15 protein-coding genes are annotated in these 16539 nt (G+C 64.9%); 5 read left to right on the top strand and 10 right to left on the bottom strand.

Going from position 1 to position 16539, the window contains the following annotated elements:
* On the top strand, positions 1–942 hold the full coding sequence (locus P3T18_RS22310) for a DUF1853 family protein (RefSeq protein ID WP_429302144.1): 942 nt from the start codon (positions 1–3) through the stop codon (positions 940–942).
* Positions 943–999: 57 nt separating this feature from the next.
* Here the strand turns inward: P3T18_RS22310 and thiD are convergent, their stop codons facing one another.
* Together thiD and lplT are read right to left on the bottom strand one after the other, a co-directional pair.
* Entirely contained in the window at positions 1000–1806 is an 807-nt protein-coding gene (gene thiD, locus P3T18_RS22315; protein ID WP_429302145.1) for a bifunctional hydroxymethylpyrimidine kinase/phosphomethylpyrimidine kinase, read from the bottom strand.
* Positions 1807–1866: 60 nt separating this feature from the next.
* On the bottom strand, positions 1867–3174 hold the full coding sequence (gene lplT / locus P3T18_RS22320) for a lysophospholipid transporter LplT (RefSeq protein WP_429302146.1): 1308 nt from the start codon (positions 3172–3174) through the stop codon (positions 1867–1869).
* 220 nt (positions 3175–3394) lie between these two features.
* On the opposite strand from lplT, the gene alr reads away from it, so the two are divergent.
* The 3 genes from alr (at position 3395) to P3T18_RS22335 (ending at position 6356) form a co-directional block, all read left to right on the top strand.
* The gene (alr, locus tag P3T18_RS22325; RefSeq protein WP_429302147.1) at positions 3395–4465 is read left to right on the top strand and encodes an alanine racemase; all 1071 of its coding nucleotides are present in this window, start codon (positions 3395–3397) and stop codon (positions 4463–4465) included.
* A 92-nt stretch (positions 4466–4557) separates the two neighbouring features.
* Positions 4558–5934 (top strand): DNA repair protein RadA, encoded by a 1377-nt coding sequence (gene radA, locus P3T18_RS22330; RefSeq protein WP_429302148.1) that lies wholly within the window; start codon positions 4558–4560, stop codon positions 5932–5934.
* A gap of 143 nt (positions 5935–6077) precedes the next feature.
* A complete protein-coding gene (locus P3T18_RS22335) occupies positions 6078–6356 on the top strand; it encodes a DUF2866 domain-containing protein (RefSeq protein WP_429302149.1) in 279 nt (92 codons plus the stop codon).
* A 9-nt stretch (positions 6357–6365) separates the two neighbouring features.
* On the opposite strand, the gene P3T18_RS22340 is transcribed toward P3T18_RS22335, so the two are convergent.
* Both P3T18_RS22340 and P3T18_RS22345 read right to left on the bottom strand, forming a co-directional pair.
* On the bottom strand, positions 6366–7454 hold the full coding sequence (locus tag P3T18_RS22340) for a CaiB/BaiF CoA transferase family protein (RefSeq protein WP_429302533.1): 1089 nt from the start codon (positions 7452–7454) through the stop codon (positions 6366–6368).
* Positions 7455–7551: 97 nt separating this feature from the next.
* Complete coding sequence (locus P3T18_RS22345; RefSeq protein WP_429302150.1) at positions 7552–9495, bottom strand: ATP-binding cassette domain-containing protein; 1944 nt, start codon at positions 9493–9495, stop codon at positions 7552–7554.
* Between the two features lie 136 nt (positions 9496–9631).
* Here P3T18_RS22345 and P3T18_RS22350 point away from each other — a divergent pair, with 136 nt between their 5' ends.
* Positions 9632–10111 (top strand): glutathione peroxidase, encoded by a 480-nt coding sequence (locus tag P3T18_RS22350; protein ID WP_429302151.1) that lies wholly within the window; start codon positions 9632–9634, stop codon positions 10109–10111.
* A gap of 76 nt (positions 10112–10187) precedes the next feature.
* Here P3T18_RS22350 and cls read toward each other — a convergent pair whose 3' ends face one another.
* From cls to dapC, 6 genes are all read right to left on the bottom strand, one after another.
* On the bottom strand, positions 10188–11627 hold the full coding sequence (gene cls, locus P3T18_RS22355; RefSeq protein ID WP_429302152.1) for a cardiolipin synthase: 1440 nt from the start codon (positions 11625–11627) through the stop codon (positions 10188–10190).
* Between the two features lie 78 nt (positions 11628–11705).
* Positions 11706–12590, bottom strand: a complete 885-nt coding sequence (prmB, locus tag P3T18_RS22360; protein ID WP_429302153.1) for a 50S ribosomal protein L3 N(5)-glutamine methyltransferase — start codon at positions 12588–12590, stop codon at positions 11706–11708.
* A 16-nt stretch (positions 12591–12606) separates the two neighbouring features.
* Entirely contained in the window at positions 12607–13746 is a 1140-nt protein-coding gene (gene dapE, locus P3T18_RS22365) for a succinyl-diaminopimelate desuccinylase (RefSeq protein WP_429302154.1), read from the bottom strand.
* A 127-nt stretch (positions 13747–13873) separates the two neighbouring features.
* A complete protein-coding gene (locus P3T18_RS22370) occupies positions 13874–14239 on the bottom strand; it encodes an ArsC family reductase (protein WP_429302155.1) in 366 nt (121 codons plus the stop codon).
* On the bottom strand, positions 14239–15066 hold the full coding sequence (dapD, locus tag P3T18_RS22375) for a 2,3,4,5-tetrahydropyridine-2,6-dicarboxylate N-succinyltransferase (protein WP_429302156.1): 828 nt from the start codon (positions 15064–15066) through the stop codon (positions 14239–14241). Before dapD ends, P3T18_RS22370 begins: the two co-directional genes overlap by 1 nt.
* 79 nt (positions 15067–15145) lie before the next feature.
* Positions 15146–16384: a succinyldiaminopimelate transaminase gene (dapC, locus tag P3T18_RS22380; RefSeq protein WP_429302157.1), complete on the bottom strand. Its 1239-nt coding sequence runs from the start codon at positions 16382–16384 to the stop codon at positions 15146–15148.
* Between the last annotated feature and the right edge of the window lie 155 nt (positions 16385–16539).

Raw genomic sequence — 16539 nt, forward strand, 5'->3', positions numbered from 1 at the left:
TTGCATTCCGCATTCCTCGACAGCTTGCGCGATCCGTCCGTGCGGGACCTCGCGTGGCTGCTGCTCAGCGCCGATCTGTTGCGGCCGCAACCACCGGCGGGCACGCTTGCGCGTCCTTTCGACACGCCCGCCGAAGCCCGCGCGACGCTCGACTGGCTGCGTCAACTCGACGCCGTCCCCGCAGACCTGCACCACGATCTCGCGGCAACGCGCATCACGCGTCTCGGGCGTTACGCCGAGCGCCTGCTCGGCTACTTCCTGCAACACGGTCCGGCGGCGCAACTCGTCGCGGCCGGCGTGCAGGTGCGGCGTGAAGGCGTGACGCTGGGCGAGTGCGATTTTCTCCTGCGCACGCAGTCGGGAACGCCGCTGCATTGGGAACTCGCGGTGAAGTGCTATCTGCACGCAGGCGAGAGCCGCGGCCAGCTGGCCGATTACGTCGGTCCGAATCTCAAGGACCGTTTCGATCTGAAGCTTGCCCATCTGCTCGATCATCAACTGCCGCTGAGCACGCGCGACGAGTTTGCCGCGATGGGTTATGCCGGCTCGTGGGCGGCGCAGATGTTCGTCAAAGGCTGGCTGTTTTATCGGCAGGGCGAAGCGACGCTCGCGCCGGCCACTCTCGACGCTTCGCACAATCGCGGCTGGTGGGTGGCGCGCGGCGACTGGCCGGCTTTTTCGGCGTCACGGGCGCAGTCCTGGCGCGTGCTGGCGAGGCTGGAGTGGCTCGCGCCGAGGCGTCACGAGCAAGGGCAGGTGCAAAGCGGGGAATTCGTGTTAAGCGACGCGCAAACGCTCGCAGCGCAACTCGAGCCCTTGCGTGGTCCGACGATGGTTGCGGCTTTCGCGCAAGCGGCCGACGGCGCCTGGCTAGAACAGTCGCGTGGCTTCATCGTGCCGGACGACTGGCCGCAGCAGGCCGAGGCCTACGCGCGCCAGTAACGCGAAAGCGCCGGGCGCCCTACATCGCCGCCCAGCCGGGTCCGCGCTGAGCCGCTATCACCACCAGCGGTAGAAATGATGCACCGGTCCGACGCCGCTGCCGACGTCGAGCAGATCGCTCGCCTGCAACGCGCCGGTCAGATAGGTCTTCGCATCCGCCACCGCACCGGCGACGTCGTCGCGCTGCGGAATCAACGCCGCAATCGCGGACGACAGCGTACAACCCGTGCCGTGTGTGTTCTTGACCGGCACGCGCGGGCCGCCCAGACGCAGCGTGCCGCTTTCCTGCACGAGCCAGTCGGGACTGTCGGCGGCGCTCAGATGGCCGCCTTTCATCAGCACGGCTTTCGCGCCCAGCGCGCGCAGCGCTTCGCCTTGCGCGATCATGCCGGCTTCGTCGGTTGCGGGCGCAACGTCGAGCAGGGCGGCGGCTTCGGGGAGATTCGGCGTGAGCAGATCGGCGAGCGGCAGCAGTTCCTCGCGGACCGCCGCGACCGCATCGGGCAACAGCAGCGCGTGGTTGCTCTTCGAGATCATCACCGTGTCGAGCACGACGTATTTCGGCCGATAACGGCGCAAGGCCTCGGCGACCGCGCGCGCAATGGGCGCGTTAGCCAGCATGCCGATCTTCACGGCGTCGATGCGGATATCGTCGAACACGGCGTCGAGTTGCGCCGTGATGAAGCCGGCGTCCGGCGCGTGGATGGCGGTGACGCCGCGCGTGTTCTGCGCGGTCAACGCGGTGATGACGCTCGCGCCGTAGGCGCCGAGCGCCGAGAACGCCTTGAGATCGGCCTGAATGCCGGCGCCGCCGCCGGAATCGGAACCGGCGATCGTCAGCACGTTGGGAATCGGTTGGGTCATGGCAAAGCAGAAGTGAGAGAGGAGGCAGGCGGCGCGATGCGACGCCCGCGCCGTCGCGGATCAGTGCTTGACTTCGCCGATCAGCGCGACCGAGTCGAACGCGCGCTGGTTCGCCTGATGGCGGCGCATCACGAACCACATCATCACGCAGACGAAGGTGCCGAACAGCACGATCACCGCGGTGACCGGCACGTCGAGCCAGACCAGCACGGCGTACAGGCACAGCATCACGAGCACGGAGAGATTTTCGTTGAAGTTCTGCACGGCGATGGAATGGCCGGCCGACAGCAGGACGTGGCCGCGGTGCTGGAGCAGCGCGTTCATCGGCACGACGAAGAAGCCCGACAGGCCGCCGACGATCATCAGGAAGATGTACGCGACGATCAGGTAACCCGGCACATGCAGACGCCCGAAGTACAGGCCCCAATGCGCGGGGAACAGATCGCGGGTGTAGAAGGCCATCAACATGACGGCGATCCCCATCATGATGCCGACCGGCAGCACCGACAGCGACTTCTTCAGAGGCACGCGCGAGGCCGCGAAGATCGCGCCCGCGGCCACGCCCACGGCAACCACCGCCTGCAGGATCGCGGCCTCCGAGAGCGACATGTTCAGCGACACTTCGGCCCACTTCAGCACGATGAACTGCAGCGTTGCGCCCGCGCCCCAGAACAGCGTGGTGACGGCGAGCGAGATCTGGCCGAGCTTGTCGCGCCACAGCACGAGGAAGCAGTCGGCGAAATCGGTGACGAGCTTGATCGGGCCGCGTTCCTGTTTCGGATAGCGCGCGCCGGTGTCGGGAATGCGAAGATTGAAGAGCGCCGCCACCACGTAGATCGCCATGATGACGAGCATGGCTGCTTCGGCCGGCGTGTTGACCGTGGGAATGTGGTGCCGCAGGATCGGCGCGGCGATGTGCGGGCTGATGAGCGCGCCGCCGAGCACCGTACCGAGAATGATGGAGCCGACCGTGGTGCCTTCGATCCAGCCGTTCGCCGCAACGAGCCGGTCAGGCGGCAGGAGTTCCGTGAGAATGCCGTACTTGGCGGGCGAATAGGCCGCCGCGCCGAAACCCACGATGCCATAGGCGATCAGCGGATGCGCGCCCACCAGCATCGTGATGCAACCCACTACCTTGATGGTGTTCGTGACGAACATGACGCGTCCTTTCGGACGGGAGTCGGCGAAGGCGCCGACGAAAGCAGCCAGAACCACGTAGGACAGGACGAAGAACAGCTTGAGCAGCGGCGTCATCCAGTTCGGGGCGTGAAGATCTTTGAGCAGTGCGATAGCAGCGATCAGGAGCGCATTGTCGGCCAGCGACGAAAAAAACTGCGCGGCCATGATGGTGTAAAAACCTTTTTTCATCTGATGCGATGCTGTCCTCGCTGCGGTCTATCCGCCCCGGCCGCTCTGGTCGAGCATCCGGGCTTATGCCGTTCGAAATGGGTTGTGCGCACGGCTTTATATCACGAAAATAGCTGGATTCGGACTAGCAGAATCCTTGATCGCACCGCCCAGCGGACTGCACAGCGCTGAAAACGCTCTGTAAGCCGCTGATTCGCAAGCGTCTTTACGAAAATCTCCCATGCCGCGCCCCCTTTCCGCCACGATCCATACCTCCGCTCTTGCCAATAATCTCGCCGTCGCCCGGCGCTACGCGCCAAAATCCAAAATCTGGGCCGTGGTCAAGGCAAACGCTTACGGCCACGGGCTTGCGCGCGCTTTTCCCGGCCTGCGGGCAACCGACGGCTTCGGTCTGCTTGACCTCGAAGAAGCGGTGAAGTTGCGTGAATTGGGCTGGGCCGGCCCGATCCTGTTGCTCGAAGGCTTTTTCCGCCCGACCGATATCGACGTGATCGACCGCTACAGTCTGACCACCGCGCTGCATTCCGACGAGCAGTTGCGCATGCTGGAAATGGCGCGCCTGTCCAAGCCGGTCAATATTCAGCTCAAAATGAACACGGGCATGAACCGGCTGGGTTACACGCCGGAAAAATTCCGCGCGGCCTGGGAGCGTGCGCGGGCCTGTCAGGGTGTCGGCCAGATCACCCTCATGACTCACTTTTCCGACGCCGACGGCGAGCGCGGCATCGCTCATCAGATCGAGGCTTTCGAGCGCGGCGCGCAAGGCATTGCCGGCGCGCGCAGCCTGTCGAACTCGGCGGCCACGCTCTGGCATCCATCGGCCCACTTCGACTGGGTGCGTCCCGGCATCATCATGTACGGCGCGTCGCCGTCGGGCGTGCATGCGGCAATCGAAGGCACCGGACTGCAACCGGCCATGACGCTCGCCTCCGAACTGATCGCCGTGCAGATGCTCGCCGAGGGCCACACGGTCGGCTACGGCTCGTCGTTCAAGGCGCGCGGCGCGATGCGCATCGGCGTGGTGGCGTGCGGCTACGCGGACGGTTACCCGCGCGTCGCGCCCGAGGGCACGCCGGTCATCGTCGACGGCGTGCGCACGCGGATCGTCGGGCGCGTGTCGATGGACATGCTCACGGTCGATCTCACGCCGGTGCCGACCGCCAACGTCGGTTCGCGCGTCGAGTTGTGGGGCGCGGCGCTGCCCATCGACGACGTCGCTCAGTCGTGCGGCACCATCGGCTACGAGCTGATGTGCGCGGTGGCGCCGCGCGTGCCGGTGCGCGCCGAATAACGCCGCCGGGGGCGGCACGGCCTCACCGAAGCACCGAAGCACCGAAGCATCGATCCATCGAACAGCAACAACAGCAACACAGGCAAGGTCGCGTGGCTAAACAGAAGACGTTGTACATCTGCAGTGAATGCGGCGGGCAATCGCCGAAATGGGCCGGGCAATGCCCGTCGTGCAACGCGTGGAACACGCTGGTGGAGTCGGTGGCGGAAGCGCCGTCCACGCACCGCTTCCAGTCGCTCGCGAAGAGCGCGCCGGTACGCCGTCTCGCCGACATCGAAGCGTCCGACGTGCCGCGTTTTTCCACCGGTGTCAGCGAGTTCGACCGCGTGCTGGGCGGCGGCCTGGTGCCGGGCGGCGTGGTGCTGATCGGCGGTGATCCGGGCATCGGCAAATCGACGCTGCTGCTGCAATCGCTCGCGGAAATCGCGGCGCACAAAACCGCGCTCTATATCAGCGGCGAGGAATCCGCCGCGCAGATCGCCTTGCGGGCGCAGCGTCTTTCGCTGCTCGAACCCGGCTCGAAAGCGAGCGAGCTGCAATTGCTCGCGGAAATCCAGCTCGAAAAAATCCAGGCGACGATCGCCGATCAACGGCCTGACGTCGCCGTCATCGACTCCATCCAGACGGTCTATTCCGACGCCCTGACTTCCGCGCCGGGTTCGGTCGCGCAGGTGCGCGAGTGCGCGGCGCAACTCACGCGCATCGCCAAGCAGTCCGGCACCACCATCATCATGGTCGGTCACGTGACGAAAGAGGGCGCGCTCGCCGGGCCGCGCGTGCTGGAACACATCGTGGATACCGTGCTGTATTTCGAGGGTGACACGCATTCGTCGTACCGGCTGGTGCGCGCGATCAAGAACCGCTTCGGCGCGGTCAACGAACTCGGCGTGTTCGCGATGACGGAGCGCGGTTTGCGAGGCGTCGCCAATCCCTCGGCGCTGTTTCTGTCGCAGCACGAGCAGTCGGTGCCGGGTTCGTGCGTGCTGGTCACGCAGGAAGGCACGCGTCCGTTGCTGGTCGAAGTGCAGGCGCTGGTGGATGCGGCGAACGCGCCGAATCCGCGGCGTCTTGCGGTGGGCCTGGAGCAGAACCGGCTGGCCATGCTGCTGGCCGTGCTGCACCGGCACGCCGGCATCGCCTGCTTCGATCAGGACGTGTTCCTGAACGCGGTGGGCGGCGTGAAGATTACCGAACCCGCCGCCGACCTCGCCGTGCTGCTCGCCATCCATTCGTCGATGCGCAACAAGCCGCTGCCCAAGGGGCTGGTGGTATTCGGGGAAGTGGGGCTGGCGGGCGAGATCCGGCCGTCGCCGCGTGGTCAGGAGCGTCTGAAGGAAGCCGCCAAGCTGGGCTTCTCGGTGGCCGTGATTCCGAAGGCCAACGCCCCGAAACAGCCGATCGAAGGCTTACAGGTCGTTGCGGTCGAGCGGATCGAACAGGCCATCGACCGGGTCCGCACGCTCGAATAGACGGGGCTCTCGCGCGAGCGGCCGGTGCGTCGGCCGTAATGCGCGGTAAATATCTCCATATTGGCTGTAACCTGGCCGCCATTCCTTTTTTCTAAGCTGCAAGGGTATTGCATCCCTTCTGATGCCGAAAAAAGGATCGCGCCTTGAAACAGTCATACGAAACCGTTGCCGAGCGACCCATGCAGGTGCGCGGCTGCCGCGTGTCCGCACCGATTCGCCAGCCTTGGGGCGGTGCCTGCCGGATTGTCGAATGGATCGACACGACCGGCCAGATTTCGCGCCGCGTGGTTGCCGAAGACGCTACCGCCGCGGACGTGCGCGCCACTATCAATCGCCACGTGGAAGGCCGCAAACACGTTCTCTACGACGACGAAAAAACCCCGCGCCAGGTCTTGCCGCGGCAAACCGCGCCGCGTCGCTGAGGTCAGTCGCTAAGGTCGGCTTCTGGCCTGAATTTTTGACAGATCGACACCGCTGACCGGCTCGTCTTCGTCCGCGGAAGCCGGCAATTCCCACATCTGCGGGTTGAAAAGCGGATGCCGGGCAGCTTCCGCCGGCGTCAGCACCGGCGAGACGCAACAGTCGAGCGGCTCCAGTGCCATCACCCAGTCTTCCAGCGGACGCTTGCCGATCACGTCAGCCAGTTCCTGCGTGAGCGCGACGGCGTCCGGGCCGCCGATCGCCTGGCCGAGACTCCAGTGGCGCGTTGCCCATTCGGGCCGGTCCAGCGCCATGCAAAGCGTTTCCCAGAACTTCAGTTCGAGCGCGCCGACCGCGAGCCAGCGTTCATCTAGCGTGCGATACAGGTTGTAGCAGGGCACGCCGCCGTTCAGCAGCCCTTCGCCCGGACGCGGCGCCTCGCCGCCGTTGGCCAGCGCAACTTGCGCGACGACGTTATGCGCCTGCGTGGCGTGGGTCATGGAGACGTCGACGAAGCGGCCCTCGCCGCCGCGCGAGACCTGCCAGAGCGCCGCGAGAATCTGCGTGACCGCGCTCAGGGCGCCGCCGAGCAGATCGGCGATCTGGAAGTTCGGCAGGATCGGCGCGCCGTTGCGGTCGGCCAGTTGATCGAGCACACCCGCGTAGCCGATGTAGTTCAGGTCGTGACCGGCATGATCGACGAACGGGCCGCTCGCGCCATATCCGCTGATCGCGCAATACACCAGCCGCGGATTGACCGCGCGCAGCGCTTCGTAGCCCACGCCGAGGCGATCCATCACGCCGGGGCGAAAACTTTCGATCAGCACGTCTGCTTCGGCCGCGAGCGCGCGCAGAACATTGCATCCCGCCGCGGACTTCAGATCGAGCCGCGTTTCGCGCTTGCCGCGATTGACCAGCCGATAAAACGCACCGGGCCGGCCCGCCACGCGATCGCTCGACGATTGCATCATCACGCGGGTGGGATCGCCCGCGCCGGGCGCTTCGATCTTCAGCACGTCGGCGCCGAGTTCGGCGAGTCGCAACGCGGCGACGGGACCCGGCAGCAGGCGCGTCAGGTCGAGCACGCGCAATCCTTGCAGCGCGGGCGGCGCCGAAGCGGACAATGACACGGATGATGTCGAAGTTGACAAAGCGCTACCCCTTGCCGATCCGGCGCGGCCCCGATGCCGGGCGCCGTTAGCCGATTTGTTCGAGTTCCTCGTGAGTCTCGAGCCATTCGGCTTCGAGCGTTTCGAGGCGCGCGTTCACATCTGCCTGACGGCGGATCGCCTCCGTCAGTCTGCTTTTCTGCTCCGGCTCGTAACTCGCCGGATCGACGACGAACGCGTCGAGCGTCGCCTTTTCCGCGTTGAGCGCTTCCATTTCCTTTTCGATCTTCGTGATGCGGCTTTGCAGCGGCTTCTTCAGATGCGCGAGCTTCTGGCGCGTCTCGGCTTCGAGGCGGCGTTGCTCCTTGCGGTTGACGCCGCTGTCGGCGCCGCTATCGGTCGTGCCTGCCGCCGTGCCGGCCTTGAGCGCGGCGCGCTGTTCGGCGGCGTGCTGCAGCAGCCAGTCGCGGTAGTCGTCGAGGTCGCCGTCGAATTCCTGCAGCCGGTGTTTCGCCACCAGCATGAACTGGTCGGTCGTGGCGCGCAGCAGATGGCGGTCGTGCGAAACGAGAATCAGCGTGCCTTCGAACTGCGCGAGCGCCATGGTCAGCGCGTGACGGGTTTCGAGGTCGAGGTGATTGGTCGGTTCGTCGAGCAGCAGAAGATTCGGCTTCTGCCAGATGATCAACGCCAGCGCGAGGCGGGCTTTTTCGCCGCCGGAGAAAGGCGCAATTTTCGACGTGGCCATCTCGCCGGAAAAATTGAAGCTGCCGAGGAAGTCGCGCAATTCCTGTTCGCGCGTGTCCGGTGCGAGGCGCGCGAGATGCTGCAAAGGCGTGTCGTCGGCGCGCAGGGTTTCGAGTTGATGCTGCGCGAAATAGCCGATCCGCAGGCCCTTGCCTTCGCGCACGTGGCCGCCGAGCGCCTCGAGCGTGCCGGCTAGGGTTTTGATGAGCGTGGACTTGCCCTGGCCGTTCGCGCCGAGCAGGCCGATGCGCTGACCATTCTGGATCGACAGCATGACGTGCTCGACGATCGGAATCTCGGCGCCGTCGCTTTCGCTGTGATAACCGCAGCGCACATTTTCCATCACCATCATCGGATTCGGCGCGGAATCGGGTGTGCGGAACTCGAACGTGAACGGCGACGCCGCATGTGCCGGCGCGATCAGTTCCATCTTTTCGAGCGCCTTCACGCGGCTTTGCGCCTGGCGAGCCTTGGTGGCCTGCGCCTTGAACCGGTTGATGTAGCTCTGCAAATGCTCGACGGTGCGCTGCTGCTTCTCGTACGCGCTCTGCTGCAATGCGATCTGCTGCGCGCGCAGTACTTCGAATTGCGAGTAGTTGCCGCCGTAGCGCTTGATCTGCTGATGCTCCAGATGCAGCGTGACGTTGCACACGGAGTCGAGAAACTCGCGATCGTGCGAGATCACGATCAGGGTGCCGGGATAGCGATGCAGCCAGTCTTCGAGCCAGACGATCGCGTCGAGGTCCAGGTGGTTGGTCGGTTCGTCGAGCAGCAGCAGGTCGGAGCGGCACATCAGCGCCTGCGCCAGATTCAGACGCATGCGCCAGCCGCCGGAAAAACTGCTGACCGGCTCGCGGGTTTGCTCCAGCGTGAAGCCGAGGCCGAGCAGCAGGGCTTCGGCACGGGCGGGCGCGGTGTAGCCGTCGGCGTCCGCGAAGGCGGCGTGCGCTTCGCCTTCGGCGGCGCCGTCGTGCGCGGCCGAGGCTGCGGCAATGCGCGCTTCGATCGAGCGCAGGGCGGCGTCGCCGTCTAGCGTATAGGCGAGGGCGGTTTTGTCGGCCGCGGGGGTTTCCTGGGCGACGTGCGCGACCTGCCACGTGGGCGGCATCGAGAAATCGCCGCCGTCCGCGTGCAGTTCGCCGAGCAGCACGGCGAACAAAGTCGACTTGCCCGCGCCGTTCGCCCCCACGAGACCGGCCTTTTCGCCAGGATTGAGGGTGAACGTGGTGTTGTCGAAGAGCGGCTTGGTGCCGCGCGCGAGGCTGAACTGGTTAAAGCGGATCACGAAGAGGCCAGCTGAAGAAAAACGCTATTTTAGACTGCCGGGCATGACACCGTGCGCTCAAGCGGGGTCGGCCATTCGGCCGACTGTTTTGGGCAGGCTTTTGGCATAGACTGACGGCTTTCCCGGGGGAGCACCTATGACATCGATTTATTCGTTCTCGGCACGTACGCTGGGTGGCGAGGAAGTGAGTCTCGAACACTATCGCGGCAAGGTTCTGCTGATCGTCAACACGGCGAGCGAATGCGGTTTCACGCCGCAATACGCGGGCTTGCAGAAGGTCTACGACGCCTATGCGGCGCGTGGCCTGACCGTGCTCGGCTTTCCGTGCAACCAGTTCGGCAAGCAGGAGCCGGGCGACGCCGCGCAGATCGGCAGCTTCTGCGAAAAAAACTACGGCGTGACTTTCCCGATGTTCGACAAGATCGACGTGAACGGCGCCAACGCGCATCCGCTGTTCCGTTATCTGACGGGCGAAGCGCCGGGGCTGCTCGGGCTCGAAGCGATCAAGTGGAATTTCACCAAATTCCTGATCGGCCGCGATGGCGAAGTGGTGAAGCGCTACGCGCCGCTCACCAAGCCGGAATCGATTACCGAGGACATCGAAAAATTGCTGTGACGTTGCAGCAGACCCGGACGCAGACCCTGGCGCCGCTCGCGCGATTGCGCGCGGCGCCATGCCGGATGCGCGGCCGCTAGAGAATCGGCGCGAACAGCCGCGCCACGTGCATCGCCACGCGCCGTAACGCGCTGGCCTGCCGGTATTCGTTGCGGTCGATTTCGAGCGCCTGCGCGAAGTCGTCGAGCAGCATCGACTCGACTTCGAGCGCGAAGCCGCGATCCACGGTCAGCACCATGATCTCGAAGTTCAGGCGGAACGAGCGGTTGTCGAGATTGGCGCTGCCGATAGCAGCCGCCACGCTGTCGATCAGCACGACCTTCTGATGCAGAAAGCCCGGTTGATAGCGAAAAATCCGGATGCCCGCGCGCAGCGAATCGTACGCGTACAGCTTCGACGCCTGAAACACCACGACGTGATCGCGCCGGCTCGGGATCAGGATACGCACGTCCACGCCGCGCAACACGGCGAGCCGTAATGCGGAAAACACGGCTTCGTCGGGAACGAGGTAGGGCGTGGTGATCCAGATGCGCTCGCGCGCCGCATTGATCGCTTCGACGAAAAAGAGCGAGCAGGTTTCCTGTTTGTCGGCCGGGCCGCTCGGCACCACGAGGCAATGCATGCCTTGCGCGTCGGGCTGGAACGGCGGCATGTCGAACTCGGGCAATTGCTGGGTCGCCCAGTGCCAGTCTTCGGTGAAGACGAACTGGATGCTCGCGACCGCCGGCCCGCGCACTTCGATATGCGTGTCGCGCCACGGCGAAAGCGGCGGCTTGCTGCCGAGATATTCCACGCCGACGTTGTGCCCGCCCACGAACGCGCGTTCGCCGTCCACGCAAACGATCTTGCGGTGATTGCGGAAGTTCAGTTGCAGACGGTTGACGAAGCGGCGGTTGGTCGCGAACGGATGCGTCTCCACACCCGCCGCGCGCAGTGCCGCGACATAGCGGTGCGGCAGATCGAAACTGCCGATGCTGTCATACAGGAAGTAGACGCGCACGCCTTGCTGGGCTTTCGCGATCAGCGCGTTTTTGAGCATTTCGCCGAGCGCGTCGTCGCGCACGATGAAGAACTGCACGATCACGTAACGGCGCGCGCTCTCGATCGCTTCGAAAATCGCCTTGAAGGTCGCTTCGCCGTTCACCAGCGTGCGCACCGAGTTGCCCGGCAGAAACGGCATGCCGCCCAGGCGTGTGAGCGAGTGGACGAGTCGCGGTCCGAGTTGCTGGGTCGGCACACCAGCGGATGACGCCTGCGTGTCCCATTCATGCGGATGCGCGCGCGTGCGCAGCAATTCGTTTTCGACGCGGCGAGCGTCCGCGTAACCGGCGAACTTGCTGCGGCCGAGAAACAGGTACGGCACCAGCGTCAGATACGGCATGGCGACCAGCGACACGGCCCATGCAATCGCGCCTTGCGATGTGCGCGTGTTCAGGATCGCATGGCACGCCGCGACCACGCCGAGAATGTGCGCGAGGCCGACCAGCGTGCCGATGTGAAGCAGGTCGAATTGCATAGGCAGAGGGTGGGTGAGCGAGGCGTGTTCGCGATGACCGGACAATCAGTCATGCGAACGGCGCCTCGCCGTGCGCGCTCAGTTCGGCAGGTCGCGCGCCTGAATGAGGAACACGTTGTCGTCGCCGGCGCTGGTCGAAAGCCATACCAGGTCCAGGCCGCCGAACGCCGCTTCGACGTTCGCACGTTCGTTGCCGATCTCGACCACCAGCACGCCTTCGTCGGTCAGCCAGTTGCGTGCGTCGGCGATGATGCGGCGCACGATATCCATGCCGTCCGCACCGCCCGCGAGCGCCATGTCGGGCTCGTGCTTGTACTCGGCGGGCAGTTCCTGCATCGAGGTCGCGTTCACGTACGGCGGGTTCGTGATGATGACGTCGTAACGTCGCTCGGCGAGCGGCGCGTACAGATCGCCTTCGAACAGCGCGATGCGGTCGTCTAGCTTGTAGTCCATCACGTTGCGCGTGGCGACTTCGAGCGCGGGCGCCGAGAGATCGACGGCGTCGATATCCGCGTTCGGGAATGCGTGCGCCGCGAGAATCGCAAGGCAGCCGGAGCCGGTGCACAACTCCAGCACGGCGCCGACCTGTTCCGGATCTTCCACGTACGGCTGCAGACCGTCCTGCAGCAATTCGCCGATGAACGAGCGCGGCACGATCACGCGTTCGTCGACATAGAAATGGAAGCCGTGCATCCAGGCTTCCTGAGTGATGTACGCGGCCGGCACGCGTTCGGTGGCGCGGCGCTCGATCACGTTCAGCACGGCGTCGATTTCGGCCGTGGTCAGTTTGGCGTCGAGGAACGGGTCGAGCAGGTCGAGCGGCAGATGCAGCGTATGCAGGACCAGGTAGGCCGCTTCGTCATAGGCGTTGGCCGAGCCGTGGCCGAACGAGAGTTCGGCCTGGTTGAAGCGCGACACCGCGAAACGCAGCAGGTCGCGGACAGTGGAAAACGGGAGCGTCATCGCGATTAGTCCTTGGTCAGGCGATCAGTTGTTCGAGCACGCGGCGATACACGTTTTTCAGCGGCTCGATGTGTGCGACTTCGATATGTTCGTCGATCTTGTGGATGCTGGCATTCAGCGGGCCGAATTCGACTACCTGCGGGCAGATGCGCGCGATGAAGCGTCCGTCCGAGGTGCCGCCCGTGGTGGACAGTTCGGTGCTGACGCCGGTTTCGTCCTTGATGGCCTTCGCCAGCGCGTTCGACAGTTCGCCATGCGGCGTGAGGAACGGCAGGCCGCTCACGGTCCATTGCAGATCGTATTCGAGACCGTGTTTGTCGAGAAGCGCGTGGACGCGCGCCTGCAGTCCTTCCACCGTGCTCGCCGTGGAGAAGCGGAAGTTGAACAGCACGTCGGCGTGGCCCGGAATCACGTTGCTCGCGCCGGTGCCGCTGTGAATGTTCGACACTTGCCACGTGGTGGGCGGGAAATACTCGTTGCCTTCGTCCCAGCGTTCGGCCACCAGTTCGGCCAGCGCGGGTGCAAGCAGATGCACCGGATTCTTGGCCAGATGCGGATAGGCGATATGGCCTTGCACACCCTTGACGATCAGCTTGCCCGACATCGAACCGCGTCGGCCGTTTTTCACCATGTCGCCGAACTGCACGCTCGAGGTCGGCTCGCCCACCACGCAGTAGTCCATGCGCTCGCCGCGCGCCTGCAGCGCTTCGACCACCTTCACGGTGCCGTCGGTGGCGGGGCCTTCTTCGTCGCTGGTGATGAGAAACGCGATCGAGCCGCGGTGCGCCGGATGCGCCGCGACGAACTCTTCGCTCGCCACCACGAAGCCGGCGATCGACGACTTCATGTCGGCGGCGCCGCGGCCGTACAGTTTGCCGTCGCGATGAGTCGGCTCGAACGGCGCCGAGTTCCATTGTTCGAGCGGGCCGGTCGGCACCACGTCGGTGTGGCCCGCGAAGGCCAGCAGTTTGCCTTGTGTGCCTTCGGTGCCGCGTTTGACGGCCCACAGGTTGGTCACGCCGTTCGATTCGATGGTCTCGTGCTCGAAACCGAGCGCGGACAGACGTTCGATCAGAAGGCGCTGGCAATGCTGGTCGTCGGGCGTGACGGACGCGCGCGCGATCAGTTGTTCGGTAAGGGCGAGGGTGCCGGACATGGATTCAGTACAAGCCACTTTGAAATGAAAAAATGCCGGCTGACGGTTGGACACCGCCGCCGGCAACAGCTTCGAGCAACGCGGCGAGCCGCGCGCGTCGCTTCTTTACAGCACGATCTACAGCAGTTCAGGCGAACAGCGTTTCGTATTCGTCCGCGGAGAAACCGAGCGATTTGACGCGCCCGTTGACCACCAGCACCGGCCGCTTGATGACCGACGGCTTGTGGATCATCAGCGCGATCGCGCCGGGTTGCGTTTCCGCGGCCGCTTTCATGTCGTCGGACAGGCCGCGCCACGTCGTGCCGCGCCGGTTCAGCAAGGCGTCGAGCTTGACGTCTTTCAGCCAGTCCTGCACGAGCGGCTCGGTCACGCCGTGTTTCTTGAAGTCGTGGAATTCGAACTCGACGCCGTGTTCTTCCAGCCACACGCGGGCTTTCTTCACGGTGTCGCAGTTCGGAATGCCGTAGACGACGGTTTTGGTGCCGCGCGCCATCAATCGCCTCGCAGCAGCTCGTTCAGACCGACCTTGGCGCGCGTCTTCGCGTCGACCTTCTTGACGATCACGGCGCAGTACAGGCTGTGCGAGCCGTCTTTCGACGGCAGGTTGCCCGCCACCACCACCGAGCCCGCCGGAATGCGGCCGTACGAGACTTCGCCGGTTTCGCGGTCGTAAATCTTAGTGCTCTGACCAAGGTACACGCCCATCGAGATCACCGAGTTTTCCTCGACGATCACGCCTTCCACGACTTCCGAGCGCGCGCCGATGAAGCAGTTGTCTTCGATGATGACCGGGTTCGCCTGCAGCGGCTCCAGCACGCCGCCGATGCCCACGCCACCCGACAGGTGGACGTTCTTGCCGATCTGCGCGCACGAGCCGACAGTGGCCCACGTGTCGACCATCGTGCCTTCGTCGACGTAGGCGCCGATGTTGGTGTACGACGGCATCAGCACGACGTTCTTCGCGATGAACGAGCCGCGGCGCGCGATGGCGGGCGGCACCACGCGGAAGCCGCCGGCGGCGAAGTCTTCAGCCGTGTAGTTGGCGAACTTCGACGGCACCTTGTCGTAAAACTGGGAGTAACCGCCGGCCGGCATCGGCGCGTTGTCTTCGAGACGGAACGACAGCAGCACGGCTTTCTTCAGCCACTGATTGACGACCCAGTCGCCGTCTTTCTTTTCGGCCACGCGCAGCGCGCCTTTGTCCAGTTGCTCGATGGCATGTGCGACGGCTTCGCGCACGTCGGCCGGTGCGGCTTTCGGCGACAGCTCGGCGCGGTTTTCCCAGGCGGTGTCGATGATCTGCTGAAGTTGTTGCGACATATGCGTGCTTTTCTGAAGAGTTGAAGTCTGAAGAAGGGAGTGCGGTGCGCGGTGCGGCCGGCTGTGAAATCCAGCCGGCTCAGCCCGCCAGCGCGCGGCAAAAATCGACGATGCGTTGCGCGCCTTGCGTGCATTCGTCGACGTCGGCAACGAGCGCGAGGCGCACGAAATTGCGGCCGGGGTTCACGCCGTGCGCAGTGCGCGCGAGAAACGAGCCCGGCAGAACCGTCACATTATAGTCGGCGTAGAGGCGCTGGGCGAACTCGGTATCCGACAGGCCGGTGCGCGAGACGTCCGCCCACAGGTAGAACGCGGCGTCGGGCAGGCGCACGTCGAGCACCTCGGCGAGCATCGGCGTGACGGTGGAGAACTTCTGCACGTATTTCGCGCGGTTTTCGCGCACGTGCGTTTCGTCGTTCCAGGCCGCGATGCTGGCACTCTGGAAAACCGTCGACAAGGCCGCGCCGTGATATGTCCGGTATAGCAGGAAATCCTTCAGGATCGCGGCGTCGCCCGCCACGAAGCCCGAACGCATGCCCGGCACGTTCGAGCGCTTGGACAGACTCGACAGCATGACGAGCCGCTCGAAGCCGCGGCCGAGTTTGTGCGCGGCTTCGAGGCCGCCGAGCGGCGGGTTGGCTTCGTCGAAATAGATTTCGGAGTAGCACTCGTCCGAGGCGATCACGAAACCGTAACGGTCCGACAGGGCGAATAGCTCGCGCCAGTCGTCGAGCGTGAGCACGGCGCCGGTCGGATTGCCCGGCGAACAGACGTACAGCAGTTGCGTGCGCGCCCAGATGTCGGCGGGCACGGCGGAGTAGTCGCATGCGAAGTTGCGCGCCGGGTCGCTGTTGACGAAGTACGGCTCGGTGCCGGCGAGAATCGCGGCGCCTTCGTAGATTTGGTAGAACGGGTTCGGACAGAGTACGATCGCAGGCTCGTCTGCGCCGTTGCTGGTGCCGTTGCCTGAGCCGCGCTTCGGGTCGAGCACGGTTTGCGCCAGCGCGAACAGCGCTTCACGCGAACCGGAAACCGGCAGAACCTGCGTAGCCGGATCGACGGGCGGCAGGTTGTAGCGTTGCGTGACCCATTTCGCGATCGACTCGCGCAGCGCGGGCGTGCCGATGGTGGCCGGATAGCTGGCGAGGCCGCCGAGCGAAGCCACTACGGCGTCGCGAATCAGCGCAGGCGTGGGATGTTTGGGCTCACCGATGCCGAAGCTGATGTGCGCGAGACCGGCGGGCGGCGTGACGTCCTTGAAAAGCGCACGCAGCTTTTCGAAGGGATAGGGCTGAAGGGAGTCGAGTAGCGGGTTCACTGGCGGATCGAGCCTGATCGAAGATGGGTGCGGCGGGACGCTGGAGGCAGCTGGGCACGCGCGCCGACGGCAAAGGGCAGAATCTGCGCAAAGACATGCGCGGCAACGGCGCCGAGCCCGAGCGGGCGGCAAGCGAATGATTATAGCGTGGCACG

The sequence above is a fragment of the Paraburkholderia sp. GAS199 genome, from assembly GCF_050436585.1.
Lineage (GTDB): Bacteria > Pseudomonadota > Gammaproteobacteria > Burkholderiales > Burkholderiaceae > Paraburkholderia.